The sequence below is a fragment of the Bacillus sp. FSL W8-0640 genome (assembly GCF_038007725.1).
GTDB classification, from domain to species: Bacteria; Bacillota; Bacilli; order Bacillales; family Bacillaceae_G; genus Bacillus_A; species Bacillus_A cereus.
The window spans coordinates 2080532-2093283 of sequence record NZ_JBBOXT010000001.1 but is presented as its reverse complement, the minus strand read 5'-3'; the positions used below and the strand labels follow the sequence as shown (position 1 = coordinate 2093283).

Below are 12752 nucleotides of genomic sequence, written 5' to 3'. Positions count from 1 at the left end.
TTTAGCCTCTTTCCTTCATTTGTTCAACAATGTAATTGACAATATGACGACTTGTTAACGCTCCAATATATTGACCGTTTTCTTCAACTGGAACGACCTCTTCATCACGCACACGAACTAGTGCTTCTTGTAAGGAAGAATGTAATGATAGCGCCTGCCCTTCTAATTGCACACTTTGATCAAGTGGCAATACATCTGCTATACTTTTCCCCTCATACCAAGTTCGCCCACGATTTCCAATGAATTCCTCTACAAATTCATTTTTCGGATTATGTATAATTCCTTCTGGTGTATCTAGTTGAACAACTTTTCCTTCTTTCATAATACAAATGCGATCTCCAAGTGATAATGCTTCTTGCATATCATGTGTTACGAATACGATTGTTTTTTGAATCTTTTTTTGCAACTGTACAATATCCTTCTGAAGCTGTTCCCTACTTAATGGATCTAACGCACTAAATGGTTCATCCATAAGAATGATTTTCGGGTTTGCAGCTAATGCTCGCACGACACCGACACGTTGTTTTTGTCCTCCTGACAATTCATCAGGCATACGATTTCGATAAATATCCGGATCTAATCCAACCATATGTAACAAGTCATCGACGCGTGCTTTAATTTCTTTTTTGCTCCATTGCCTCATTTCAGGAACAACTGCAATATTTTCAGCAATTGTCATATGAGGAAACAAAGCAATCTGTTGCAACACGTATCCTATATCCCAACGTAATTCGTTTATATTATATTGTTGAATATCTTTTCCATCGATTAAAATCGATCCTTCAGTCGTTTCGATTAAACGATTAATCATCTTCATTGTCGTTGTTTTCCCGCAACCACTCGGACCGATGAGAACAAAAAATTCTCCCTTTTTAATTTCTAAATGCAATGAATCCACTGCTTTCGTGCCATCTTCATACGATTTTGACACATGATTAAATTGAATCACAAATACAACTCCTTTACTGTTGTTTCCTTTATTTTGATGGAATATGGCATTCATTTCAAATGATACGCTTTTAAATTAAAAAAGAGCTCACATTTGAGCTCTAACGGTCGAACAATATTGTTTTCATTATAGCAGCATATTCGCGAACATACATTTTTCTCTTAGAACGAATTGGTGTTTCAGCAGCTAGTGCCTCCATCTTCATGCCTAAACGCTTTGCAATTATTTTCGTTCGATATAAATGATACGTATTACTTACAACTACCGCATGTTTCACATTATATAAATCCATACTAAACTTTAAGTTTTCATACGTATTTGTAGATTGATCTTCTATTAAAATACGACTCTCATCTATACCGTGTACCATTAAATAGTTTCTCATGCTGTGAGCTTCCGGTATATCTTCATCTTCTCCTTGACCACCTGAAACAATTACTTTCGCTTCAGGATGGGAAAATAAATACTCCAACGCTACATCCAAACGATTTTGAAGAGATAAAGACGGTCTATCTCCAAATAACTTTGCACCCAGTATAAGAACGTACGGAGAGTGATAGCTCAACTTTTCACGAGCAACTTTGTTCATTCGAAACGTCATATAAATGATATATAGTGGCGGTAATAATAAAATGATAAGAAAGATCCATTTGTTCATAAATAAGTTTGCACTCCCTTTCTTTTTATTATACAGAAAAAGAAAGGGCGGCAGAAGTGTTTTTTAAACGATTGATTTATTAGAAACATTCGCCGCTACTTTACGTTGTGATAGTACATAATAAATAGCGATTCCTAATGAGAAGATCAATATGCAGCTTAATACGTAAAATGGAAGCATTACTCCGGCTTTAGATACACCCGCTGTAAACAGCATTAATAATACAATTCGTATTCCAGTACCAATTAAGCGAAATAAGCTGTCTACACGTCCCATTACTTCGTTTGGAATTTCCTCCATCATCAATACATTTCTCGCCACTCTTGTACCCGCATTTCCAACTGCTTGAAAAATTGCAAGTCCATATAAGAAAATTACGGAAGGTTCAATAATCATTGCGGTAATTGAAATTACATAAATGAACATCGTCATAACGATTGAAACTTCTGTTTTTACATATTTCATTATGAGTGGAATACAGATTCCTGCAACAACCGCTCCGACACCGTACATCATCCCCTCTATTGCGTATACAGAGGCATTGGCTTTAAGTATATCCGAAATATAAACTGGTATTAAATAATTTGCCATCATAACACCTATAAACGGCATATAAGTGGCCAGTAAGAACCAAAAGAGCTTAGGACGTTTTTTCATAAAGTGAATTCCTTCAAACAATTGCTTCTTAAATGTTATTTTTCTTTTCACTTCTTTTTTCTTTACGTACGGTATACATAAGAAAAGAAAAAATGCTCCAGCAAAAGTTAACATGTCTACTAACAAAATCCACTTCAAAGATACAATTTCAATTAAGAAGCTCGCGGCCGCTCCAGAAATAACTTGTGTTAACTGTCCTTGTATTTCCATCGTTCCACTTAAACTTTTATAATGTTCTGCTTGAAATATCTCTTGGTTGAACGCAAATATTGTAGGATAAAATAATAAATAGTAGAATGATCCGGCTATATAAATAAGAATATAGTGAATAGAATGATAAGGTTGCCCAGCAAATCCCCATATAACCATTATTCCGATTACGGCTATTCCGATTCCTTCGTTACATAGCAATAAAGATTTTCTTGAAAAACGATCAATACTTTGCCCAATGAATGGTGTTAATAAAAACATAATGAGGGTTGCAATGATAGAAACATAACCAAATGTTGTCTCTCCTCCACTCTCTTTAATTAACAGCCAAGGAATCGTTATCATAACAATTCCGGAACCAATAGCAGATAGACTATTGGCTCCTAGAACGTAATACAAGCGAGAATCATGATAAAGTGAGGACATATCACTCCACTCCTAGTTGTTTTTTCACCTCTTTATATACGCTCATATATGCTTTCAATTCTTTAACTACATCATGAATTAATGGTTTTGCATCTTCCCCAAGTTCACCATCTTGCACATGTAATCCATCAAGCACAACTTGTTTTGGGATTGCATTTGCATAAACACCTCTAGCGACAGTTCGCATGCTGTTTAATGCATTTATTCCACCTTTACCGCCACCAGCAACCGCTAACAATGCAACTGGTTTATGAATAAATTCACTACTACTTAAGTAATCTAAAGAGTTTTTCAGCGCACCACTCATCGCATTATGATATTCTGGTGTACATAATACAACCCCATCCGCAGCTTTCACTAACGTTTTTAATTTTTTCACTGCCTCTAAATCACGTTGTGACTCTTCTCCATTGTATAAAGGTAACTCCTCAATTGCTAAATCATATAATTCCCCTTCAAATTGATCCGCAATATATTTTGCCACCACGCGAGTTCTACCAAATTTTCTTGGTGTACCGTTAATAACGACTAGTTTCATGATTATTTCTCCCCTTTGTTTTCAAGTTCTACTTATATATTATCAGAAATTTCTATACAAAATACAATATAAAGAGTTAACTTGTTTCATAAAATAGTATGATAAACAAAAAAGAACTCATACTTTCGTATGAGTTTCGTACAATTACTTTGTTTCATCTCTCATGCTCAATGTACCTAAACTTTCATTTGCTTCAAAATGATTATATGCTTTTTCCGCTAATCTTTTCCGTTCTTCTGGTAATTCTATATATTTCATTACGTTTTCAATTATTTTTTCGTACGGAGTAAACACAATTCCTGGCCACTCTACCTCATCTTCTGGATTACTATTTTCGGAAATAATAAATTTCTTATTTGCGACTGCATAAGACACGCGAGGTGTTTCAAGAATTCCTGATAAATAAAAATGAATATTTAATATAATTTTAGCTCTAGCAATCAATTCATTTCTAACAATTCCCCACGCATTATTTTTAAAAACTATATTTAAATTCGGGGCAATCGCTTTTAGATGATCAAAAATAGCTTGTCGCCTCGGATTAAGAGCACCTATAAACAGAATATCAATATCTTCAATAATCTCATCTTCAAACGCATCTTTTTTTATTTCCAAAGTTGGAGCGTAGTTCATTTCTACATGTTTTATTTCTTTTCCTACCCCTTTTTGTTTAAGCCATTCTATATTTTGTTTACTATAATCCCAAATCACTCTATCTTTTAATAATATTAAATAAAGGGGGTGCGCATATGGACTTCCTTCGTATAGCTGTTCTAAATTATAAACAATTGCATCTTTCGGAAGAAGGTTCGGGTTATATGCGTATGTATGTGCTCCAAAAACAACTGTATTCTTTACATTTTCCAGTATTGTTTCTGATATAATTACTGTATTTCCCTCCTGCTCCAACCGCCACTTTAAAGCTCGCGCAACATCTATGAAACTACCGTATGTCTTTGGGCATATAAAAAGACAATAATCATATTCTTTATTCAAATAAACTTCCATTAATCTTAAATTATTTTTATATAAATCTACATCTGGATGTTTAAGTACCAACTCATTTGCATGTTTTCTTGCTACTTTATATAATCCAGCATAATAAGCAGCAATGCATCTTCTTAATTCGATTCTTTCCCGGTCCTCATCTAATACATCCATGTTTAAAAGAAGATTTGCGATACAATACGCTTTTAAATGATCACGATCATAATAATAGTCTAGTAGTGGCATCATTTCTTCATACGTATTTCCATGCACCGATTCTCCTAGTTCAATCGCCCATCGCATTAATTCCATGATTACTCCACTACTCCTTTAATCGAAAATGTATTTAATAAAATTTCGCATTATTCTCTACTATATTTGCTATATGAAATGGAATCTTTTCTTTTATCGATTCCAAATACTTTTGCGACACCGCCCCTAAATGTTTTTTATGAGGTATATAGAAAGCACTAATAGAAATTTCATAGTCAAATAAGTAATCATACACATGATAATCTACAAATAGTAGATCATCCTTTGGAAAAGGAATTTCCTTCCCTTGCAGAGCATACATCAAAGCAATATTGTTTTGAGATCGTAATCGATACAACCTTGCAAGTTGGTATAATGGTTCAGCCCGGGTTGGTCTATATTCCCAAGCTTTTTGAAAATAAAAAACAGCTAATGCTAAATATTGCTCTTCTTGCCCTTTAACAGTTTCTTTTTCATCAGCATCTGTCACTTCATTTTGTTTATTTGCTGAACGATTTGCTAACTGCTCATAACAAAATCCTATTCGCAATAACGAATAGAATACCTCTTCAACCCATCCTCCTGCTTCCACTCGTTTTTTATACCATTTAATTGAATTCTCAAATTGACTTAAATGAAAATAAGTCTGAGCTAAATAAAATAAATATCTTATATGCAAATCTGGCGTTGTTTCTGGGTCGTTTATTCCTTGTAACAACAACCTCTCATCTCTTTCAAATTTATCAGCTTTGCTCCCGCCATCTCCGGGATCATTCACGACAAGAGTCTCTAACCGAGCTACCCTCGTATTGTAATTCGCTCCAACTTTTGAACGATCTATATCCCAATACTCATGAGTAACACCGACAGATTTCCATGGTAAAGAAGCTTTCAAAAGACGTGTAAGCCAATATTTAATATGAACATCATATTGTAATGTAAGATAATGATCTTCCGTTAAGCTCGTTTTATCGAAATTCGGATCAACCTCTAAAATCATATCCGCATCTAATATTAATAAATAATCTGCTTCTGGGTATGTTTTTTGCGCTAACGAAACAGCTAAGCTTCTGTTATAACCAAAGTTTTTAAACGGCTCATGATGAACCGTCCCAGGTATCTCATTTTCCTTACACCAATTTTCAATAATTTCAGGCGTATTATCCGTCGATCCAGTATCACAAATAGAAACAAAGTCTACAACTGATTTTGTTGCATTTAAACATCTTTCCATAATTCTAGACTCATTTTTGACGATCATACAAAGACATAACTTTTTTTCTTCCTTTACAGACTTCACTTGCTCATTTCCCATTTAACCACCTCATATTTTATTAACACGCTCTTCTCATATGTAACAACATTTCTTAGCTATACTGATGACATAAGCACCCTTTTACTATTTATGAAAACTTCATTTTATTTATTCTTACTTTTATGTTGAGATATATTTCATGCAGCGCTTTATATTTGATACAATCAATACAAAAAAACATAATGCGGGAATCCGTACATTTCAAAGTCTAAGAGGAGGTTATTGTCATTTGTGACAAAAAAACGATGATTGATTGGTATTTTTAAATTAGTAGTTTCTTAAACTATAAAAAAGAAACTTGCGCTTATGCACAAGTTTCTTTTCAAAAACATCCTTATTTTTTCACAACTTCATGTCCACCGAACTGATTACGTAGTGCTGAAACTACTTTTCCATGGAATGTATCATCTTCCTGAGAACGATAGCGCATAAATAATGACATAGCGATTACTGGTGCTGCAGCTTGAAGTTCAAGTGCAGTTTCAACAGTCCATTTTCCTTCTCCTGAAGAGTTCATTACACCTTTAATGCCATCTAGTTTCGGATCTTCTGCAAATGCTTTTTCAGTTAAGTCCATTAACCAACCACGGATAACTGATCCATTCGCCCATACTTTTGCAACATCTTCATAATTGAAATCAAAGTCACTCTTATCTAGTACTTCAAATCCTTCAGCGATTGCTTGCATCATGCCGTACTCAATACCGTTATGAACCATTTTTAAGAAATGACCACTACCAACACGGCCAGCATAAGAATAGCCATTTTCTACTGCTAAATCTTTAAATAAAGGTTCTAATTGGTCGTAAATTTCTTTTTCTCCACCAACCATTAAGCAAGCACCGTATCTAGCTCCTTCTACACCGCCTGATGTACCGATATCTACATAATGTAATCCGAAGCTTTTTGCTTCTTCAGCACGGCGTAACGTATCTTTATAGAATGAATTTCCGCCTTCAATAACGATATCACCTTCATCTAATAACGGATAAACATCTTTTAGTACTGACTCTACAACTTCTCCTGCAGGCACCATTACCCAAATTGTACGAGGAGCTTCTAGTTCAGCGATCATTTCTTTTAATGTATGACGTGCAGTAATTCCTAGTTTTCCTGCCTTTTCAACAAGCTCTTTATTTACATCGTATACAACTACTTCATGCTTGTCTTCATATAAGTGTTCAGCTAATGGGAATCCCATTTTTCCTAATCCAATTAAACCTAGTTTCATATTAATCAATCTCCTATTCTATACAAATATATTTAATATCGAAATTAGCCCAAGTGCTACTACAGATAATATAGTCTCCATTGCAGTCCATGTTAATAATGTTTCTTTCACAGTCATTCCGAAATACTCTTTAATCATCCAAAATCCTGAATCATTCACGTGTGATAAAATTAATGACCCTGCACCAGTTGCAAGTGCTAATAATTCAACATTTACACCTGGTGTGCTTGCTGCAATCGGCGCAACAATACCAGCTGCTGTCATCATAGAAACAGTTGCCGATCCAGTTGCAATTCGAATAAGTGCCGCAATTCCCCACCCTAATAATATCGGTGAAATATGTGATTCTTTCGCCATATCTGCAATTGTCGTTCCAATTCCAGAATCTAATAGTACTTTATTAAATGCGCCGCCTGCACCAATAACTAACAATATGTTTGCAATAGGTCCAAGGCAATCATTTGTAAATTGTAACACTTTATCTTTTGAGAAACCTTTTGCATATCCAAGACTAAAGAAAGAGTAAATGGTTGCAATTAATAAAGCGACAATCGGATCTCCAATAAAGTGTAATACTTGTGCTAGTTGACTTGTTTTATTTAATGCAACTTCCGCTATTGATGCACCCAGCATAAGAAATACTGGAAGTAAAATTGTAAACAATGTATTCCCAAAGCTTGGAAGCTCTTTTTTATTATCTTTTTCAATAAATTGCTCCGCTATATCTAATGGTACTTCCTTATGTATACGAGCACCAATCCATTTCCCGTAAAGTGGACCTGAAATAATTGCAGTTGGAAGTCCGACAATTAATGCATATAAAATTGTCTTCCCTACATCTGCTTTAAAAATACCAACTGCCGCCATTGCCGCTGGATGCGGCGGCACTAGTCCGTGCACAACGGATAGTCCTGCTACTAGCGGGATACCGATTGTAATAAGTGATACCCCTGTTTCTAATGCAATTGTAAATACTAACGGAATTAATAGTACAAATCCAACTTGGAAAAATACCGGAATCCCTACTAAAAATGCAACGAACATCATCGCCCAGTGAACTCGTTTCTTCCCAAAACGATTAATTAATGTGTTAGCGATACGTTCAGCACCACCAGATTCGGCCATCATTTTTCCAAGCATCGTTCCTAGTGCTAAAACTATTGCTAAAAATCCTAACGTATTACCAAGTCCTAGTTTAATAGAATCAATAATTCCTGGATCTTTTGGTGAAGTTCCAATTAAAGGCATTCCCATTGCTAATCCTACACCAATTGCTGTTAAAATTAATGCGACAAATGGATGCCATTTTACTACCGTAATAAGTAAAAGTAGTATGACAACTGCCGCTAGTACGATCCCAACTACCATTTCTCCCAATCCCCCTATTTTTTACGTTGGAAAGCAGCTATACAATCAAATTCTTCTTTCAAGCGATTGTAAAGTCGTTCATACATATAAAACATTTCTAAATATATAGCCGTATTTTCTTTATTCGGTACATGGTGGTGGACAATATCAATCCAATCCTTTACCTCTTCAAGAGAATCAATTTTTCCTACAGCATATAAAGCGACTGCCGCTGCCCCAAGCGCAGATGCTTCATGACTTTCAGGTACAAGCAATTCTTTTCCCATCATATCGGACAACATTTGTCTCCAAAATGCAGATTTTGCAAACCCTCCTGAAACTCGTATTTCAGTAAGTGGCCCTGTACAATCCCTGATTGCGAGTGCTACTGAATATACACTCATACAAACACCTTCCATCACTGCACGTATAAAATGTTCTCGCTTATGCTGAAGATTGATTCCAAAGAATGTACCACGAGCATTTGCATTCCAGTAAGGTGCGCGTTCTCCAGATAAGAAAGGTAAGAACAATAGCCCATCCGCTCCAGCTGGTACGCTTTCTGCATATTTAATTAATAAATCATAAGGATCAATGCCGAGCTTTCTTGCTACTTCTTGCTCTGGACTACCAAATTCATCACGTAACCATCTCAGTAATATTCCGCCGTTATTCGTTGGACCACCGATTACCCAGTGCTCATCTGTTAATGCGTAACAAAACGTTCTCCCTTTCTCATCTGTATTTATATTTGATGAGATTGTTCGAACCGCACCACTCGTTCCAATCGTAATTGCAGCCGCACCCGGTGATATCGCACCAACTCCTACATTTGCAAGAACCCCATCACTTGCTCCGATGACAATTGGTGTTTCTGCACTTATCCCCATCTCCTGTGCTAATTCTGGCTTCATACCTGATAAAATATATGTAGTTGGTACAGGGGTTGATAATTTTTCTGGTGACATATGTAACATAGTTAAAACATCTTTATCCCAGTTTAATGTTTCTAAATTAAATAACCCCGTAGCAGAAGCAATCGAATAATCAACTACGTAGCGTGAAAATAATTGGTAAATCACATACTCTTTAATGGAAATGAATTTATAGGCACTTGTATATAACTCTGGTTCCTCTTCTTTCATCCATAACAATTTAGAAAGTGGTGACATCGGATGAATCGGTGTACCTGTACGTCTATAAATTTCATGCCCATTCATTTGTTGTAATAATTTTTCTGATTGCTTCGTACTTCGATTATCTGCCCAAATGATAGAACGCGTTAATGGCGCACCATTTTCATCTACTGCAATTAATGCGTGCATAGCTGTACTAATACCGATTGAAGAAATATCTTCTGGTAATACATTACCTTTTTCAATGGCAACGCTTACACTTTTGTATACAGCGGCACATATTACATCAGGATCTTGCTCAGCCCATCCTACATTCGGTTGAATAATTGGGTAATCGATTGCATGTGATGCAATGACTTTTCCTTTTTCTGTGAACACAACCGTTTTTGTACTTGTGGTACCGATATCAATCCCGATTACTCTCCCCCTTGTTTCCATGCGAATCTTCCCTTCATTTCTAGCAAAATACGATTTAGTAAACCGTTTACATGAATTAGTATATAAAATATTTTTTCATTTATCAAGTTATAAAAAGAAAATTTTTTTCATATCAAAAAATAAATCCCCTCATTCCATTTCACTTATATACTACATTTAGCTTTTCCATGGGGTAAAATTACGTTATATTCGTTACGCAATACACTCTTTCCTCTCATTAACAACACATACATAGTCCTCCATACGTTCTACTTATTTGCTTGAAGAAAGAGTTGAAAAGCAATATTCATTTTTAGCGGTCACGTAACATCACCATCAAGCCAAGAAAAGTAACTAACCGCAGAATGAGAATTCTGTGCATTTTGCTCTTATTTATTGTTTTAGGTTCACTAGTCTTTTATCTTGATAAACATAGAGCGTGGCCCCCCTACTATCACTTTTTTACCTTGTAAATATATCTTGCATACTATAAAACCGAAAAGTATTTTTATTTTTCAGAAAAATAAAAACAATAACACGAAATTTATTGTATAATGTTGTAAAAAGATGTCGGAGGGATTTAATGTTAAATAAAATATCTCAATTCACAATTAAGCTTTCATCAATTCTTTTATCACTCTTACTATTATTAAATTTACCTTATTTATTTATCACTCAACAAGGATTTACCTTTCAACCAATTTATTTTTTTAATCAGACCGTTACTATGTTAAAACAGGTTTTTTCCCCTGAATCATTAGTGATTATAGGATCAGACCCGAAGCTTGGCCATTTCAAAAAAACACCATTATTTCCAACTGTTTTAGAACCTTACCTATATTCATTTACTATATTATTTTTAGCCTTTTTTCTTGCTCTCTTTTTATCATCTAGCATGGCATTTTTTTATTTTTTAGCAAAAGATTATATAAAAAAATGGATAAACCGAATTGTGTTCATATTAGAAGCTGTCCCTGATATGATGATGATGATTTGTTTGCAAATATTTTTCATATGGGTACTTCAGAAATTTGGGGAATCTCCTGTCACTATTATTTCTTTTAATGAAAATCGAGCTTATTTACTCCCTATTTTATCATTAGCTGTCTTACCTACATTACAAATGTTTCGGATGATGGTGTTATACATAAAAGAAGAGCAAGGAAAACATTACGTAGAGGTTGCATATGGAAAAGGCCTTTCATCAAGTTATATACTATGCATTCATTTATTCAAAAATATATCTATCCACTTCTTCCACCATTTAAAAACGATTTTTGTTTTCTTACTTTCTAATTTATTCATTTTAGAATTTGTTTTTAATATGGAAGGCATTATTCAATTTTTATTTAATAAGGCGTTTGTTTCACCTCCAGCTGCATTTATCACACTTGTTATGATTGTTTTACCATTTTACGCCATTTTCCAAATAGTCTCATTCATGATGAATAGATGGAAAAAGCAATTGAAAGGAGTATCATTATGAAATCTATTTGGAAATCAAAACTCTTTTTAATCGGCTTTACTTATCTATTCATACTTATTTCAGCTAGTTTTATTTATAGTTGGTTCTTTAAAGATAACATCCCAAAACCTCCTCAGTTACTTTACAATGACAATAACGAATTACTTGGAAAGGCCCCCTTTCCGCCATCGTTAATTCCACCTTTTGGATCTGATCGTTTTGGAGAGTCTGTTTTCTTACAAATTGTAGAAGGAGCAAAATTCACTATTTTATTGGCCATGGCAATTAGCTTCTTTCGAATTTTATGCGGAACATGTATAGGAATCCTCTTAAGTTTATTTGCTCCAAAACTCAAGAGATTTTTCCAGTCATGCTCAGAAGTTTTTTATTATATTCCAACTCTATTTATCGCATTCATACTCATCACGCCCGTTAATATTATAATCACATCAAATGCTGATGGGGTAGATCCAAATATTTCATTTACGTTTTATCAAGTACTCGTACTTATTTTCGTCGCTCTGCCTACACTTTCTTTATACATATCCTCAGAAGTTGATGAATTTATGAAACAAGATTACATCTTAAGTTCACAATTACTGGGGGCTAGTCGTTTTCATATTATAAAAAAACACTTACGAGTCTTATTACTTGACCGCTTATTTGTATTATTTATGGAACATATCGTCCAAACACTCATACTCGTTATCCATTTAGCGTTGCTTAACATTGTAATTGGCGGCATACAAATGCGTGAACTCTATGACGGAGTGCTCAAACCTGTTTCTCTATCTAATGATTGGGCAGGTCTTATTGGATTAAATCGTAATGAAATGAATCTTTCATGGTGGATTATTTTTTATACTCTCGCTTCATTCTTTATTACGATTCTATTTATTAAGCTTATGACCATCGGGATTCAAGATGCACTGAAAGCAAGAGATTCGCAAATTGTAGCAATTCAAAACGTTCCAGATCATAAAAAATTCGTTAAACATAAAGATTCCTTTTCGTTTGCAAATAAAGTAAACCTTTAATCATTTCTCATTAATCAAGTATTAATTGGCATTGATATTATAGAAAATAAAGAAGATGATTCCTATTAAATACAGGGATCATCTTCTTATGCTGTCTAACTTTTTTACATGTATTTGCTAGACTCAT

The 12752-nt window shown here is 34.6% G+C and carries 11 protein-coding genes and 1 pseudogene; 3 read left to right on the top strand and 9 right to left on the bottom strand.

The window, feature by feature from the left end; genetic code table 11:
* Nucleotide 1: 1 nt before the first annotated feature.
* The 6 genes from N2V80_RS10935 to N2V80_RS10910 all read right to left on the bottom strand — a co-directional run bounded on the left by N2V80_RS10935 (nucleotide 2) and on the right by N2V80_RS10910 (nucleotide 5992).
* Nucleotides 2-949, bottom strand: coding sequence for an ABC transporter ATP-binding protein (locus N2V80_RS10935; protein WP_016109908.1), 948 nt, complete (start codon nucleotides 947-949; stop codon nucleotides 2-4).
* 100 nt (nucleotides 950-1049) lie between these two features.
* Nucleotides 1050-1607, bottom strand: coding sequence for a YdcF family protein (locus N2V80_RS10930; RefSeq protein WP_001045713.1), 558 nt, complete (start codon nucleotides 1605-1607; stop codon nucleotides 1050-1052).
* Between the two features lie 63 nt (nucleotides 1608-1670).
* On the bottom strand, nucleotides 1671-2900 hold the full coding sequence (locus N2V80_RS10925; protein WP_061655257.1) for an MFS transporter: 1230 nt from the start codon (nucleotides 2898-2900) through the stop codon (nucleotides 1671-1673).
* A 1-nt stretch (nucleotide 2901) separates the two neighbouring features.
* Nucleotides 2902-3438 (bottom strand): NADPH-dependent FMN reductase, encoded by a 537-nt coding sequence (locus N2V80_RS10920; protein WP_000780355.1) that lies wholly within the window; start codon nucleotides 3436-3438, stop codon nucleotides 2902-2904.
* 144 nt (nucleotides 3439-3582) lie between these two features.
* On the bottom strand, nucleotides 3583-4737 hold the full coding sequence (locus N2V80_RS10915) for a DNA-binding protein (protein ID WP_098560057.1): 1155 nt from the start codon (nucleotides 4735-4737) through the stop codon (nucleotides 3583-3585).
* 34 nt (nucleotides 4738-4771) lie between these two features.
* Entirely contained in the window at nucleotides 4772-5992 is a 1221-nt protein-coding gene (locus N2V80_RS10910; RefSeq protein WP_061654588.1) for a glycosyltransferase, read from the bottom strand.
* 139 nt (nucleotides 5993-6131) lie between these two features.
* Between N2V80_RS10910 and N2V80_RS10905 the strand changes: the two are divergent.
* Nucleotides 6132-6215 (top strand): annotated as a pseudogene (locus tag N2V80_RS10905) (DUF2711 domain-containing protein); the annotation flags it as partial.
* 111 nt (nucleotides 6216-6326) lie between these two features.
* Here the strand turns inward: N2V80_RS10905 and gnd are convergent.
* The 3 genes from gnd to gntK are packed head-to-tail and all read right to left on the bottom strand — an operon-like array spanning nucleotide 6327 to nucleotide 10144.
* On the bottom strand, nucleotides 6327-7223 hold the full coding sequence (gnd, locus tag N2V80_RS10900; RefSeq protein ID WP_000765995.1) for a phosphogluconate dehydrogenase (NAD(+)-dependent, decarboxylating): 897 nt from the start codon (nucleotides 7221-7223) through the stop codon (nucleotides 6327-6329).
* Between the two features lie 18 nt (nucleotides 7224-7241).
* Nucleotides 7242-8591: a GntP family permease gene (locus N2V80_RS10895; protein WP_000260202.1), complete on the bottom strand. Its 1350-nt coding sequence runs from the start codon at nucleotides 8589-8591 to the stop codon at nucleotides 7242-7244.
* A gap of 14 nt (nucleotides 8592-8605) precedes the next feature.
* A complete protein-coding gene (gene gntK / locus N2V80_RS10890; RefSeq protein WP_061654589.1) occupies nucleotides 8606-10144 on the bottom strand; it encodes a gluconokinase in 1539 nt (512 codons plus the stop codon).
* Between the two features lie 562 nt (nucleotides 10145-10706).
* On the opposite strand from gntK, the gene N2V80_RS10885 reads away from it, so the two are divergent.
* Complete coding sequence (locus N2V80_RS10885; RefSeq protein ID WP_003312013.1) at nucleotides 10707-11609, top strand: ABC transporter permease subunit; 903 nt, start codon at nucleotides 10707-10709, stop codon at nucleotides 11607-11609.
* The gene (locus tag N2V80_RS10880) at nucleotides 11606-12625 is read left to right on the top strand and encodes an ABC transporter permease (protein ID WP_000836555.1); all 1020 of its coding nucleotides are present in this window, start codon (nucleotides 11606-11608) and stop codon (nucleotides 12623-12625) included. The genes N2V80_RS10885 and N2V80_RS10880 overlap by 4 nt, the downstream gene beginning before the upstream one ends.
* Nucleotides 12626-12752: the final 127 nt, after the last annotated feature.